Below are 14,155 nucleotides of genomic sequence, written 5' to 3'. Positions count from 1 at the left end.
ATGGTCCAGATCCCTCGCTCCCTTGTAAGCTTCGCCGGCGGGATGACGCAGGTCGGCCGCCGCGACCGAACCGCATTTGACTCCGGCTCCGAAGAGGATAATTCCACCTCTCCCTCCGAGCCTCAGGAGACCAGACAGGGCCGGCGAATACAAAATAAGAAGGAAAAACGAATGGCCAGCGTATTGGTAGTCGAGGACGACCGGCGGGTCGCCGCAGAGATCGGTTCGGCGCTCGCGGAATACGGATTTCAGGTCGACGAAGCGCCGAGTGGCAGCATCGGACTACGCAAGGCCCTGGACGGTAACTTTGACGTGATCGTGCTCGACCGGATGCTCCCGGAGATCGACGGCCTGTCGCTGCTGACCGAGCTGCGCGCCGCGAAGGTCTCGACGCCGGTCCTGATCCTCAGCGCCCTGTCGGCCGTCAACGAGCGCGTCGACGGGCTGCGCGCCGGCGGCGACGACTACTTGGCCAAGCCATTCGAGTTCATCGAGCTGACCGCCCGCGTCGACGCGCTGGCGCGGCGCAAGATGGCGGCCGAGGCGGTGAACGAACTCGTCGTCGGCGACCTGCGCCTCGACCTGATCGAGCGCGTTCTCCACTGCGGGAACCGGGAGATCGAGCTCCTGCCCAAGGAATTCGCGATCATCGAGTTCCTGATGCAGAACGCCGGCACGCTGGTGAGCCGGAAGATGATCTTCGAATCCGTCTGGGGCTACAGCTTCAATCACCAGTCCAGCGTCATCGACGTCCACATCGGCAAGATCCGCAAGAAGCTCGATCCCGACGGGCTGAACCCGCGGATCCACACGGTGCGCAACACGGGCTTCATCCTCCGTGCGCCTTCTTGAGGTCCGGCGCACCAGCGGCTTCCGGGTCGCGTGCCTGTTCTTCGCGACCTTCGGGACCGCCTCGCTGGCGCTCTCGGGCTTTCTCTACGTCGACACGCGCAGCTACGGCCGCAAGGCCGCGTTCGAGTGGGTCGAGTGGGAATCGAAGCACCTCCTGAACCTGTCGCCGCGCGCGCTGCGCGAGCGGATCGACGCGTCCGAGGATTTCGCCGAGGGCGGCCGCCCGCTCGTCCTGTTCGGGCCCGACCACGTGCGCCGGGCCGGCGCGCCGATCGCCTTCCCCGACAGGGCGCCGATCGGGAAGCCGTTCATCCTGGCGCAGCCGCTGGATCACCGCAGCCGCACGCTCTTCAGCCAGCTCACCGAGCTTCCGAGCGGCGAGTACGTGCTGGTCAGCCGCTCGGCCCAGGATCTCCAGTCCCTCGAGAAGGCGCTGGTCGAGACCTTTGTCTGGGGCATGGCCGCCACCATCGTGATCGGCCTGATCGGCGCCGTCGTGTTCGGCGCCGGCTCGCTGCGGCAGAACGATGCGATCACCAAGGCGGTCGAGCGCATCATGCGCGGCGACTTGAGCGAGCGCCTGCCGACGCGCGGCGTCTCGGCCGACCTCGCTCACCTCACGCGCGTCGTGAACGACATGCTCGACCAGCTCGAGCGGCTGATGCTGGAGATCAAGGGCGTCAACGAGAACATCGCCCACGACCTGCGCACCCCGCTGACCCGGGTGGTCGGCACGCTGGAGCGGTCGCTGCGCAAGGCCGACAGCGTCGCGGCCTTCCGCGCCTTCAACGAGGACGTCCTGGCCGAGGTCAAGAGCATCGTCGTCCGGTTCTCGGCCCTGCTGCGCATCTCCGAGATGGAGGACCGCCTGCGCCGATCGGGCTTCACCCAGGTCGATCTCGGCCGGCTGCTCGAGGATGCGGTGGAGTACTACGAGCCCCTGGCAATCGAGCGCGACATCCGACTTCTCTGGGAGCGGCCGGACGGCCCGTGCGCGATCGAGGGCGACCGCAGCCTGATCTTCGAGGCGGTGAGCAACCTGATCGACAACGCCCTGAAGTTCACGCCGGCCGGCGGGCAGGTGACGGTCGCGCTGCTCCGGAATCCGACGGGGATCCAGGTCACCGATACGGGCTGCGGCATCCCCGCGGAGGAGCTGAGCGCCGTGCGCGCCCGCTACCGCCGCGGCGCGCTGAAGACCGACAAGAGCGGCTTCGGGATCGGCCTGAGCCTCGTCGATTCCATCGCGCGGCTGCACAGCGCCACCTTCGACATCGTCTCCGACGGGAGCGGCTGCCGCGTGACCCTCAGCTGGACCCACAGCGTCGCGGGTCACCCGTCGATCGACCTCCTGCCGGCCGCATCCCTCTGACGCCGTCGTCACGCCGTCGCGCCCGGCCGGTCCCGCATCGCGGGGCGTGCCGGGCGCGGGGCCGTACCGGGTGGGCGCTCAGTAGGACGGCTGGCCGCGGCGGCGCTCGCGGCTGTTGAGATGGCTCCACTGGCGATTGGCCGGGACGGTCTCGACCGCGCTGGGCCGCTGGATCGCGGCGCTGTAGCCGGTCGCTCCCTCCCACATGCCGCCCGCCTTGTCGTTGCCCTCGGAGGCGGACCACGCGTCGAGGCCGCTGCCGCTGGTCCGGACGATGAGGCTGGGATCGATGGTCGCGCCACCGTCCTGAGCGAGAGCAGGTCCCGCGATCAGCATCGCGCCCATCGAGCAGGCCAGAACGATGTTCTTCATGATGATCTCCCGTTACACAAGCTGTCGCTCACCGGCGACGTGGTAGTAAGATGCTGCAATACCCATTTAAACTCTATATTTTATTGCGGAATAATTCTTTCGCTCTTTGGACGGGCTTCAATCTTGAAACGATTTTTGAATTTCTCGTGGAGGATGGCCTCAGGTCGGCCACATCCCGGTCGCCGGGATCGGGGCTTGTGTCGCCTAGGCCTGACGGAGAATCCTGCCCGGCTTGGGCCGGCAGCGAGCACGAAAAAGCCGACCGGTTGCCCGGTCGGCGAAGTCGTATGGGTCTGAAGCTCTGGGTCAGACCGGCCCTGCCCTGGTACCCGGACCAGCCGCTCTGAAACCATAGCATCCGCTCGGTCGGCGGCGAAGCAAGCCGCTGAAGAGCTGACTCTCTTGTAGATGATTTTGCGACGATCGCAAGCAAAAGATCTTTTATTTGTTGAATATGTCCCAATTTACGAGATAACTTACTTGGCGTTCCAAATAGAGAAGCCCGGCCTTGCGGCCGGGCTCGAGACTGGACGTTGCGCCCGCGAAGGCGCGTCGGATCGGTTCAGAAATCCCGCTGCACGCGGAACCGGAATTGGGCCGCATCCTGCGAATTGACGTAGCGCAGCGCGTTCTTCGAGATGTCCGGTGTGACGCCGCTGTTGAGCCCCGTGCGGATGTACTCGCCCTCGACGCCAATATCGAGATCCTTCACGGGGGTCCAGATCAGGCTGGCGCCGGTGATCATCTGGTTGTTGCCCCGCAGGATGGGACTCGTGGCGAAGGCCAGGGCATTCGACGCACTGGCGCCGGCCGGGGCGAAGCCGAAGCCGAGGAGGCCCAGCGCGTTGCGCCCCTTGGAGTTGTAGTCGATCTGCGCGTAGCTGCCGAAGAAGGCCGAGCGCCAGGCGGGCGACCAGTAATGGAGCAGGGAGGCGACAGCGGAGAACGAGGTCGACAGTTCGAGGCGGCCGGTCGCGGGATTGAGCACCGCGTCGGCGTAGTATTGCGCGAACGAGCCGCCGCCGACCGGCGCCGCGCCGAGGGCGTCGTACGGCGCCGTGTAGTTGGAGATGCCCGTATAGGCGATGGCACCCTGCCCGTAGGCGCCCTGGAGGTAGAGCGTGTCGCCCGTCGCGATGAACGGCAGGTTGACCTTCAGGCCGCCCTGGACCGCCCAGCCGTAGGCGTTCGAGGCGCGTCCCGTCGGCGAGATGCCGAGGCCGGTCGTGGCAGTGGTGATGCCCGCAACCGTGCTGCCGGCGTCGCCGGCATTGATCTCGTGGACGGCGGCCGAGAGCTGCGCCGAGCCCCAGGCCTGGTCGATGCGGGCCGCGCCGACGAAGTCCGGCATGCGGCTCTTCTGGGTGACGTCGACGAAGGCGACGTTGCCGGGACCGACGACGATCGGCGCCAGCCAGGTCGAGGGGGTGAACGGGTTGAAGGCGTTGCTGTAGCCCGCGAAGCCGCCACCGGCCGTGAAGGCCCCGACGGCCGAGCCGGTGCCGAAGATCGGGAAGCGCCGGTAGGTCGGATCTTCCATCGAGGCGGTCAGCGTGATGCCGTTCCCGAGGATCGCCGAGTAGGCGAGCAGGTTCGTGCTGAACGTATCCGAGCCGGCCGTGCCGCCGATCAGCTCGAAGTCGTGCGCGTAGAAGTCGAAGAAGGAGGACGCGCGGCCCGCGGTGAGCCCGGCGAACTGAATGAAGGCCTTATCGGCGTTGACGTAGGTCTGCGTGCGGCCGAAGGCGTCGGCGCCGAGGCCCGCGATGGCCAAGCTCTCGCGCTGCCGGGATCCCGAGGTCAGGAACGGGCCGCTGCGGTTGGCGACATCGATGCGCAGGAAGGCGCGCAGGGTTCCGTAATCGGTCTGGGTCCGCGAATCGAGGTTCAGACGCATCAGGCCGAGATAGCCGGTGAGGTCGCCGCCGCCGCCCGTGCGAACCTTGCTGGTCTGATACAGGAAGTCATACCGCGCCCGTCCGGACAGACGAATGCAGGTATCGGTCCCGGGGATGTAGAAGAAGCCGGCGCCGTAGGCGTTGCAAACGCGTACGAACTCGACCGGCGCAGCCTTGAACGTCGGGAGATCGGCAGCGTACGCACCGCCGATCGGAATCATCAGGGCCGAGGAGCCCAGTAACAGCGCCTTGATTCTGGTCATCATATCCCCGCATCCGACGCCGTGGTCGTGCCACTGCCAGCGTCAACCCAATGATCCGCGTTCACGCACGTGTACGGGTTCCGACACGGTGCGACGTCGCAGTACTTTTTGAGAATTGGCCGCTCTATCGCTCGGCAGCTTGACCGTATCCGTCAAGATTTGATTTTACAAATAAATTGCGATTGCGTTTTTCAACCGGAATTGACTTCCTAAAATTAGTTTATGTATCTGAATTGATCACGGAAATGGGAGTGCGCGGGCGAGGCGAACTGCGGGTCGCGGCCGCGTCGGCTCAGCGAGGCTGGTTGATGGTGCGGTCCATCGCGTGGACTCCGCCGACCGAGACCTTGAGTTCTGCGCCGTGAATGTCGCTAGCAGGGATGAAGAGGCATCTGCCGCCCTATCAGGCCTGCTCCCTGAGATCCGGCGACAGATCCCGTGCCGGCGCTAGGAGACCCTGTCTCCGAGCATTCCTGACTGAGCGCTCTGTCATGACAGATGGCTGAGGTGCCGCTCTGAGGCCGTACCCTGTCGGCCGCGTCCGCCGCCCATCGACGCGCGACCTGTAACGGTTTGCGCCGCGGCGGGCCGGAGCTGCCTTCCCGACTGACCGACCTAGCCGAGACCGCCGTTAAGCATATCGATCAAGAGTTATAGATTGCAAAGCTCGGCTATATCCCGCGGCCGGCATCATGATTTACAAAGTTCTAACGTAGCGCGTCCAATTTGCGGCGACGGTGCGGAGGATCGAATGTCGGAACCGCTGACCCTCGCGCCGCATCAGCCCGGCGGAGCCGAGACCGCCCCCGGGTGGCGCAGTACAGCCGCCGCGCAGGTCGACCGGCATCCGCGCTCCGATGTCGGGACGATCGTGATCCACTGGGTGGTCGCCATCGCCATGGTGGCGAGCCTGCTCACGGGCCTGCGCATCTCGGCCGACGCGCCCGTGGCGCGGACCGCGAAGTTCCTGGCGCCCCTGCTTCCGCAAGGTGAAGTCTGGACCGTCCACTTCGTGGCCGGCCTGACCCTGTTCTTCGGGATCACCGCCTATCTGGTCTACCTCGTGCGCGGGCGTCTCACGGATCGCAACGGCCTGTCGCGGCTCCGCGCCCTCCGTGTCAGCGGGCGAAGCAAGGCCGCCCGGAAGGCACGGTGGGGCGGCATCAACGTCGCGCTGCACTGGCTGATCTACGCCGTCACGCTCGTCCTGACGGGTACCGGGGTCGCGCTCTACCTCGGCTATGGCGGCTGGGTGGTCTGGCTGCACGCCACCTGCGCGCTGGTCGCCCTGGCCTACATCGCGGTCCATACCCTCGCGCACTTCATGTACGGCGGCCTGTGGCAGCTCCTTCGGTTGTTCCGCCCGGCGGCCCTGGCGGACGGTGCGGCGCGGCGGCGACGCCCACTTCTGGCCGCCGCCATCATCGGCCTCCCCGTCGTCGGCGGCCTCGCCTTCGCGGATGTGAGAGGCCGCTCCACGCTGGTGATCGACAAGGTGTCGGCCGGGCCCGACCTGTCGAAGCTCCTCGACGACCCGGTCTGGCGCACCGCGCGCCCGGTCTCGGTCCGGACGATGCAGGGGGCCAATTTCGGCGGGACCGGTGAGACCACCGTCGAGATCCGCGCCGTGCGCGACGCGACGAACGTGTATTTCGCCTTCCGCTGGTGGGACCCGTCGCGCTCGCTCAAGCGCGTCCCGATGATCAAGAAGGCGGACGGCTGGCACCTCCTCGACGCGGACGCGGCGCGCGCGGACGTGACCGCCTACTACGAGGACAAGCTGGCGGTGATCTTCTCGCGATCCGACGCGTTCGGCAGCGGCGGGTCGACCCATCTCGGCGCCCGGCCGCTGCCCGACGCCCCCGCCCCGCTCAACGGCCGCGGCTACCACTACACCACCGACGGCAGCTACATCGACATGTGGCAGTGGAAGGCGGCCCGCGGCGGCATGCTCGGCGTCGTCGAGGACATGCATATCGGTCCGCCCACCGACCCCACCGCCGCCGAGCGGGGCGTGAAGGGCCGCTACCAGGCCGGCTACTGGGGCGATCCCGGCACCAGCGCGTACCGCTACAACTTCAAGTTCGAGGGTCCGGGCGGCTACGCGGGGGCGGTCGAGCCGCTGCGGCTTCCCAAGGACTGGCAGGCGACGGTGGCCAAGCTCGGTACCGTGGATTTGGACTTCGATGCCAGCACGTCGCCGGGCTCGGCGTGGTGGATGGTCGAGAAGACCGAGACGGTGCCGTACTCGGCGGCCGCCGACGCGGAGATCCCGGTCGGCACCGTGATGCCGGGCGTGATCATGACCGACGGCTATACGGGGGATCGCGCCGGGATCTCGGCGGCCGCCGACTGGGCCGACGACCACTGGACCCTCGTCGCCGCGCGCAAGATCGCGACCGGCAGCAAGTACGACGTCGATTTCCTGCCGGGAAACACCTTCTACCTGTATGTCTCGGCCTTCGATCACACGCAGACGCGGCACACGCGGCACATGCGGCCGGTCGAAGTCCTTCTGCGCTGAGCCGGGAGCGCGCCGTGGCCGAACGCGTCACCCTCGTCATCAACGGAAGGCGGGTCAGCGCCAGCGCCGGCCAGACCCTGCTCGACGCGGGTCTGGCGGCCGGCCAGGCGATCCCACACGACTGCGCCACTGGGCAGTGCGACACCTGCCGCGTCCGGATCCATGCGGGCGCGGTCGACGATGCGGGGACGCGCATCGGCGAGACCGTGCAGGCCTGCCGGGCTCGCCTGACTACCGACGCGGTCATCGAATTCGACGAGGTTCCGGAAACCGTCCGGCGGGCCGGCACCGTGGACCGCGTCGTCGATCTCACCGCCGAGATCGTCGAGGTGACGGTCGCGCTGCGCAAGCGGCTGACCTACCTGCCCGGCCAGTATGTCCGGGTCTCCTTCGCCGGGCTGCCCGCGCGGGACTACAGCCCGACCCTGCGCGCGGACGGATCGGGCGAACTGAACGAGTTGATCTTCCAGATCCGCCGCCAGCCCGACGGCGCGGTCTCGCCGTTGCTCGGCGGCAGGATCGGACCGGGAACCGCCGTGAAGGTCGAGGGCCCGTTCGGGACCGCCTTCCACCGGCTCGGGCGCGGCCGTCTCGTGATCGTCTCATCGGGCGTCGGCTGGGCGCCCGCCTGGGCGGTCGCCCGCGCGAGCCGGATGCGTGAGCCGGAGCGCGACCTGCTCGTCGTGGCCGGCGCGCGGCACCCGCAGAATCTCTACATGCGCCCGGCGCTCGACTGGCTGCGCGCGCGGGGGGCGACGACGGTCCTGACCTGCAGTGGCGGCAACCCGCCTCCGGATGCCCGGCCCGGGCGGCCCACGCTCCACATGCCGATGCTCACGCGCGACGACACCGTCCTCGCGGCGGGCGCCCCCGAGATGGTCGCGGCTGTCCAGTTCCTCGCCGCGGCGACCGGGGCGACCTGCTACGCCGATCCCTTCTACGCGGCCGCGCGCGGCGCCGACGGGAAACCGCCGTCCGACACCAACTTCCTCCAGCGCTTCCTCCAGCGCGTCGCAGGTCATCGGACCGCTAAAACGGAGCCTGTCGCCTAGCAGATCGTCAACCACACCTTCGGTGTACGGTATCCGGTGACCTCGGGTTAAGCACTCGAGGCGCATTCTCGGGTTATGGCACTGTTATTCACGTCTCTTCGGCGCGTCATCGCGGGTGGAATCATCCTCCTGGCCCTGCCGGCCGCCGCGCGCGCGGACGACCTCGCGGTCGTCGGCACGGGCGACGGGATCGAGATGCTCCAGGCCGTGGCGGCCGCCTACAATGCCGAGAGCGGCGACGCGCGCGTGTCGGTGCCGCCGAGCATCGGTTCCGGCGGCGCCGTCGCGGCCGTGGGTGGCGAGCGCCAGAGGCTCGGGCGGGTCGCGCGCCCGCTGACCGAGGCCGAGAAGGCCCAGGGACTCGTGGAGGTGCCGCTCGCCCGCATCCCCTCGGCGATCTTCGTCCATCAGGGCGTTGGCGTCACCAACCTGACCAGCGCGCAGACCGCCGCGATCTTCGCCGGCACGGTCGACAATTGGAGCGCCCTCGGCGGCCCCGATCTGAAGATCCGCGTCGTCCGGCGCGAGGACACGGACAGCACGCTCACGGTCCTGCGGGCCACCATGCCGGGCTGGCGCGACCTCGTCCTGACTAGCCGCTCGAAGACCGCGACCACGACCCAGGACGCGATCGCCACGGTGCGGGAGACGCCCGGCGCGATCGGCTTCGGTCCGTACTCGCCGGCGCTCGCGGGCGATCTCGCGGTCCTGACGATCGACGGCCGGGCCCCGCGCGATCCTACCTATCCGAGCGCCGTGACCCTCGCGCTGATCTACAAGGCCGCCACGCGCGACGCCGCGGCGTCGGCGTTCCTCGCTTTCGCGACCTCCGACCGCGCGGGACAGGTCATGGCGGAGCGGGGCGGCGCCCCGCTCAGGCCGTGACGGGCACCGTCTTCTCGCGTTCCCTGCGCGCGCGCCTCGTCGGCGCCACGCTCTCGACGGCCGCGATCGCGCTGGCGGCGTTGGTTTTCCTGGTGGTTCTGCGCTCCGGCCAGACGCTCCGCGAGCAGGCGCAGGAGGTCTCGACCTGGTCCGAGGCCCAGCTCTCCGACCGCCTGCTCAGCGACGCCAAGCTCGCCGCGGCGCGGCTGCAGATGCAGCGCGAGGACGTCGAGCGGCGCTTCGCCACCATGTCCAAGCGCTGGGACGTCGCGAAGGCGGTCTTCTCCGGCAACACGGTGGCGGCCTCGGAGCTTCTGCGGCCGGCTCTCGCCCTCGCCGATCTCGACGGCGCCATCGCCTTCGACCTCAATCTCCGCGCCCTGACCGCCGACCGCGTCGAGGCGGACCTCCTCGCCGCCAACGCGGCGTTCCGAACGTCGCCGGTCGCGGCGTCCCTGCGGGCCGTGCTCGCCCGCAACGATCGGGAGCACGCGGAGGGATTCGTACTGTCCCTGCGCTGGGACGACGCGCTCGCGCGGGCGCTCGCCGCCACCGAGAGCGGCACGGTCGCCGACATCTTCGGCGAGCCGCTGTTCGACGATTTCGGCGAGGTGATCGGCGGCCTCGTCGGGTACCGGGTCCTGCGCGCGCACGAGCCGACCCTGACGGCGTTCGCGTCCCTCAGCAACCGCGACGTCCTGATCCTCGCCGACCAGAACCTCCTCTCCTCGGCGGGCTCGGAGGTCTCCAACGCCCAGCTCGGACCCGCGTCGGGCGCTGAGCTGCACGCCGTGCTCGGCGCCGAGAAGGTCGCGCGCTGCATCCCGCAGCCGCCCGACATACGCCTCTGCGTCGCGGCGCCGCTGCGGGAGCTGCAGCAACTCACCGGCAAGATCGTGGGCATCGGCGAGGAGAGCTCGCGCGCGCTGCTGCGGACGCTCAGCGTCGTCGCCGGTCTCACGCTGTGCCTCGTCGCCGTCGTCATGCTCTTCCTGTCGAGCCGGATCACCCGTCCCCTGGTGCGCATCACCCAGACGGTCTCCGAGGTGGCGCGCGGCAACTGGCACGTCAGCGTGCCCGATATCGACCGTGCCGACGAGGTCGGCGATATCGCGCGGGCCGTCGTCGTGCTCGAGCATTCCCTCTCGGAGCGCGATCAGCTGCGCGACGACGTGTTCCGGCAGAACACGGTCCTGACGGAGCGCGAGCGGCAGCTGCAGGAGCAGAACGAGCGCTTCGACGCCGCCCTGAACAACATGTCCCAGGGCCTGTGCATGTTCGGCGTCCACGGCCGGCTCAAGGTCTACAATTCCCAGTTCTGCCGGATCTACGGGATCGCTCCGGGCGTGCTGGATCTCGAACCGACACAGGATGAGGTTCACCGGCTCGCCGGTCTCACGGACTGGTCGGCCGCGGAGGGCGGACCGATCCGCCGGACCCTCACCCGGACGCTCGCCGACGGCCGCTGCATCGAGATCACGGTCGAGCCGATGGCCGATGGCGGCTGGGTGGAGACCCACGAGGACGTCACCGCGAGCGTCACCGCGCAGGCGCGGATCGCGCATCTCGCGACCCACGACGCGCTGACCGGCCTCTCGAATCGAGCGCTCCTGGCCGACCGTCTGGCCGCCGCCTTCGCGGACCACGCGGTCGGCGGCCGGGCGGTGACCGTCATCTGTCTCGACCTCGACGACTTCAAGGGCATCAACGACACCCTCGGACATCCGGCCGGCGACGAACTCCTCCGGCAGGTCGGCCGCCGCCTTACCGGACTGTGCCCGTCCGGCGGAACGGTGGCGCGCCTCGGCGGCGACGAGTTCGCGATGGTCCTCTTCGAGGCAGACCTGCCGGACGGCGTCCTCGCCCTGGCGGAGCAGATCCTGATCCAGCTCAGGCGGCCGTTCTTCCTGGCCGGCCAGTTCGTGTCCGTCGACGGGAGTCTCGGCATCGCCGTCTCCGGCACGGAGGATGCCGACGGCGACGATCTCCTGCGCCGCGCCGACGTCGCCCTCTACGCCGCGAAGGCCGACGGCGGTCGGCGCGTCCGCGTCTTCGAGCAGGAGATGGAGGAGCGTCAGAACCAGCGGCGCTGGCTGGAACGCGAGCTGCGGCTGGCGATCGGCACCGCGCAGATCGAGCTGCACTATCAGCCGCTGTTCGACCTGGCGACGAACGCGGTGACGAGCTTCGAGGCCCTCGCGCGGTGGCACCACCCGGAACGCGGGATGATCTCGCCCGGCGAGTTCATCCCGGTCGCCGAGGCGACGGGGCTGATCGACGCCCTCGGCGCCTACGTGCTCGAACGGGCCTGCACCGATGCCATGACGTGGCCCGGCTCCCTGCGGGTCGCCGTCAACATCTCGCCGATCCAGTTCCGCGAAGGCAATCTCGACCGGTTCGTCGAGGAGGTCCTGCTGAAGACCGAGCTGCCGAGCCACCGTCTCGAGCTGGAGATCACCGAGTCGGTCATTCTGAGCCAGGATCAGGCGAGCTTCGAGATGCTGAGCCGCCTGCGCTCCTTAGGCGTGCGGTTCTCGATGGACGATTTCGGGACCGGCTACTCGTCCCTCTCCTCCCTGAACACCTTCCGATTCGACAAGATCAAGCTGGACCAGTCCTTCGTCCGGAACCTCCTGGAGAAGGACGAGGCGGCGGCGATCGTCCACGTCGTCGCCGAACTCGGCCGCAGCCTGAAGATCACGACGACGGCCGAGGGCGTCGAGACCCCGGAGCAGCTGGCCCGGCTGCGGGCGAGCGGATTCTCGGAGGTCCAGGGCTATCTGCTGAGCAGGCCGATCCCGGCCGTCGGCGTGGCGGCCTTCATCAACGCGCAGGAGCATATCCACGTCGCGGCCTGACCGAGCTCCGCAAAGGCCCGTTGGGCGGCTCGGTGGCTCGCGCTCAGTCGGCGACGCGCTCCACGCGGGACAGGAGGCACCCGGGCCGCGCCGTGTGGATGTAGACGAAGCGGGTGCGCGGATCGTCGAGGGCGCGGCGGAGCGGAACCTCGGCCTCGCTCCCGGGACAGACCTGTCCGAGATCGTAGAGGCAGAGATGGTCCGCGTCGTAGGCACGGACCGAGACCAGCGTGTTCGCGCGGACGATCGGCGCGAGGCCGTTGCCCGCCTCGGCGCGCGGGCACTCGTCCGCGTGCAGGAAGATCGGACTGGGTGTCCAGTAGATCCCGCGCGGCTCGGGCAGATCGTAGGATCCGAGCAGCATGGTGTCGCCGGGCCGGCCGAGCCGCAGGCAGTGTCGGCAGGGAAAGCCGCCATCCGCCGTCGCGACGACCCGACGGACCGGGTTGCCCCGGTCGTCGAGGCCGGTGGTACGGAAGCGATCGGCGGTCTCCGTCGGGATCGGAACGCAGCGATAACGGGTCATGGTGCACCTCCGGGACGGGCCCTAAGCTCCGTCCCGGCGCGCCGCATCCCGCTTCTTGCTGCGCAATCCGAAACGCTCCGCGGCCGCCGCGGGCGTCTCAGGCCGGGGTCGCGTCGCCGGCCGCGAGGGCGTGGCAGTACACGTCGACCGCGCCCTTGCCCTTCAGCGTCACCGGGCCGATCGGCCGGACGTGGCGCGGGTCCGGCAGGCGCGCGAAGGCCTCGCGCGACAGGTGCAGCGCGCACCCGTCGCCGAGGCCCGCGAGCCGGGCGGCGACGTTCACGGTGTCGCCCCATAGGTCGAAGGTGAACTTCGTCCGGCCGACGATGCCGCCGACGACCGGCCCGATATGGATGCCGCCGCGGATCCGCCAGCCCGGCTCGCCCTCGGCCGCGATCGCCACCATGTCGGCGGCGCAGCGGATGGCGGCGGAGACCGGGTCGTCGTGCGGCCGCAGCAGGTTGGCCGTGGCCATGAAGGCGTCGCCGATCGTCTTGATGTTCTCCAGGCCGCGCGCCTGCGCGACCACCTCGAAAGCCTCCGCGAGGCGCTGGATCTCAGCGACGACGACGTCCGGGCTCTGATCGTGGCACCACGTGGTGAAGCCGACGAGGTCGATGAACAGGACGGCGACGTCGCCGAACAGCCGCGGCTTGACCTGCCCGGTCTCCATCAGCTCCGCCACCGCCGAGACCGGCAGGATGGCGTGCAGGAGTTCGTCGGCGCGCTTGCGCTCGCGCTCGATGGTCCGCAGATGCGCGACCTCGCGGTCGTGCGCCCGCTTCCGCTCCAGGCAGGACCGGATGCGCGCCTCCAGGATCACGGGCTCGAAGGGCTTCGGCAGGTAGTCGAAGGCGCCGAGCTCGATGCACCGGACGATGCTGCCGATCTCCATGAGGGCGGAGATCATCACGACGGGCGTGTGGCGCCACGCCTCGTGGGCTTTCATCCGCTCGAGCACGGCGTAGCCGTCCAGGGCCGGCATCATCACGTCGAGGAGCACGAGGTCGAACGGCTCCTCGCTCAGCCGATCGAGGGCCGCCCGCCCGTTCGCCGCCCGCACGCTGGCGTGGCCGAGGAGTTCCAGCTCCTGCTCCAGCAGGTCGAGGTTGAAGGGCTCATCGTCGACGATGAGGATGCGGGCTGGCTCCACGGGTCCTCCCTTCCTGGCGTCAGACGGCCGCGCTCAGCCGAGCCAGTGCTGCAGCTTGGCGAAGAGCAGGTCCTCGTCGACAGGCTTCGTCATGAAGTCGTCGCAGCCGGCGGCGCGCGCGCGGTCCTCGTCGCCGGTCATCGCGTTGGCGGTGATCGCCATCACCGGAATGGCGGCGGTCGTCGCGTCGGCCTTGATGCGGCGCGTCGCCTCCCAGCCGTCGACGAGCGGCAGCGACAGGTCCATGAGGATGAGATCCGGCCGGTGCGCGATCGCCATGTCCACGCCGGCGGCCCCGTCGACGGCGATCAGGATCTCGTACTCGTCCTCGAGCAACTGGGTCAGCAGATCGCGGTTGAGCGCGACGTCCTCGACGATGAGAATCCGCTTCATGGGCCGG

The 14,155-nt window shown here is 69.0% G+C and carries 11 protein-coding genes; 6 read left to right on the top strand and 5 right to left on the bottom strand.

Annotated elements, in window-relative coordinates; genetic code table 11:
• Positions 1 to 852 (top strand): response regulator transcription factor, encoded by an 852-nt coding sequence (locus tag BMY19_RS04660; RefSeq protein WP_307188506.1) that lies wholly within the window; start codon positions 1 to 3, stop codon positions 850 to 852.
• Entirely contained in the window at positions 839 to 2,224 is a 1,386-nt protein-coding gene (locus BMY19_RS04655; RefSeq protein WP_100251000.1) for a sensor histidine kinase, read from the top strand. The genes BMY19_RS04660 and BMY19_RS04655 overlap by 14 nt, the downstream gene beginning before the upstream one ends.
• A 78-nt stretch (positions 2,225 to 2,302) precedes the next feature.
• On the opposite strand, the gene BMY19_RS04650 is transcribed toward BMY19_RS04655, so the two are convergent.
• Both BMY19_RS04650 and BMY19_RS04645 read right to left on the bottom strand, forming a co-directional pair.
• A complete protein-coding gene (locus BMY19_RS04650; protein WP_100250999.1) occupies positions 2,303 to 2,596 on the bottom strand; it encodes a hypothetical protein in 294 nt (97 codons plus the stop codon).
• 562 nt (positions 2,597 to 3,158) lie between these two features.
• Positions 3,159 to 4,760: a porin gene (locus tag BMY19_RS04645; RefSeq protein ID WP_100250998.1), complete on the bottom strand. Its 1,602-nt coding sequence runs from the start codon at positions 4,758 to 4,760 to the stop codon at positions 3,159 to 3,161.
• Between the two features lie 748 nt (positions 4,761 to 5,508).
• Here BMY19_RS04645 and BMY19_RS04640 point away from each other — a divergent pair.
• From BMY19_RS04640 to BMY19_RS04625, 4 genes are all read left to right on the top strand, one after another.
• Positions 5,509 to 7,281, top strand: coding sequence for an ethylbenzene dehydrogenase-related protein (locus tag BMY19_RS04640; protein ID WP_100250997.1), 1,773 nt, complete (start codon positions 5,509 to 5,511; stop codon positions 7,279 to 7,281).
• A 14-nt stretch (positions 7,282 to 7,295) separates the two neighbouring features.
• Positions 7,296 to 8,333, top strand: a complete 1,038-nt coding sequence (locus BMY19_RS04635; protein WP_100250996.1) for a 2Fe-2S iron-sulfur cluster-binding protein — start codon at positions 7,296 to 7,298, stop codon at positions 8,331 to 8,333.
• A gap of 75 nt (positions 8,334 to 8,408) precedes the next feature.
• Positions 8,409 to 9,218, top strand: coding sequence for a PstS family phosphate ABC transporter substrate-binding protein (locus tag BMY19_RS04630; RefSeq protein WP_100250995.1), 810 nt, complete (start codon positions 8,409 to 8,411; stop codon positions 9,216 to 9,218).
• Positions 9,215 to 12,076: a putative bifunctional diguanylate cyclase/phosphodiesterase gene (locus tag BMY19_RS04625; protein WP_100250994.1), complete on the top strand. Its 2,862-nt coding sequence runs from the start codon at positions 9,215 to 9,217 to the stop codon at positions 12,074 to 12,076. Before BMY19_RS04630 ends, BMY19_RS04625 begins: the two co-directional genes overlap by 4 nt.
• Positions 12,077 to 12,119: 43 nt before the next feature.
• Here the strand turns inward: BMY19_RS04625 and BMY19_RS04620 are convergent, their stop codons facing one another.
• The 3 genes from BMY19_RS04620 to BMY19_RS04610 all read right to left on the bottom strand — a co-directional run bounded on the left by BMY19_RS04620 (position 12,120) and on the right by BMY19_RS04610 (position 14,148).
• Entirely contained in the window at positions 12,120 to 12,602 is a 483-nt protein-coding gene (locus BMY19_RS04620) for a DUF1203 domain-containing protein (protein ID WP_100250993.1), read from the bottom strand.
• A gap of 97 nt (positions 12,603 to 12,699) precedes the next feature.
• Positions 12,700 to 13,755 carry an adenylate/guanylate cyclase domain-containing protein gene (locus BMY19_RS04615; RefSeq protein ID WP_091978457.1) on the bottom strand — a complete coding sequence of 352 codons (1,056 nt, stop codon included), beginning with the start codon at positions 13,753 to 13,755 and terminating at the stop codon, positions 12,700 to 12,702.
• A gap of 33 nt (positions 13,756 to 13,788) precedes the next feature.
• A complete protein-coding gene (locus tag BMY19_RS04610; RefSeq protein ID WP_026604690.1) occupies positions 13,789 to 14,148 on the bottom strand; it encodes a response regulator in 360 nt (119 codons plus the stop codon).
• Positions 14,149 to 14,155 lie beyond the last annotated feature (7 nt).

This window comes from Methylobacterium sp. UNC300MFChir4.1 (assembly GCF_900110155.1).
Lineage (GTDB): Bacteria > Pseudomonadota > Alphaproteobacteria > Rhizobiales > Beijerinckiaceae > Methylobacterium.
The sequence above is the reverse complement of the archived record's forward strand: the minus strand, read 5'-3'. Positions and strand labels throughout refer to the sequence as shown.

Bases quoted from the DNA above. Each gene is read 5' to 3' on its own strand.
- BMY19_RS04640 (WP_100250997.1), top strand. From the start codon at position 5,509: ATGTCGGAACCGCTGACCCTCGCGCCGCATCAGCCCGGCGGAGCCGAG.
- BMY19_RS04645 (WP_100250998.1), bottom strand. From the start codon at position 4,760: ATGATGACCAGAATCAAGGCGCTGTTACTGGGCTCCTCGGCCCTGATG.
- BMY19_RS04610 (WP_026604690.1), bottom strand. From the start codon at position 14,148: ATGAAGCGGATTCTCATCGTCGAGGACGTCGCGCTCAACCGCGATCTG.
- BMY19_RS04660 (WP_307188506.1), top strand. From the start codon at position 1: ATGGTCCAGATCCCTCGCTCCCTTGTAAGCTTCGCCGGCGGGATGACG.
- BMY19_RS04630 (WP_100250995.1), top strand. From the start codon at position 8,409: ATGGCACTGTTATTCACGTCTCTTCGGCGCGTCATCGCGGGTGGAATC.
- BMY19_RS04620 (WP_100250993.1), bottom strand. From the start codon at position 12,602: ATGACCCGTTATCGCTGCGTTCCGATCCCGACGGAGACCGCCGATCGC.
- BMY19_RS04650 (WP_100250999.1), bottom strand. From the start codon at position 2,596: ATGAAGAACATCGTTCTGGCCTGCTCGATGGGCGCGATGCTGATCGCG.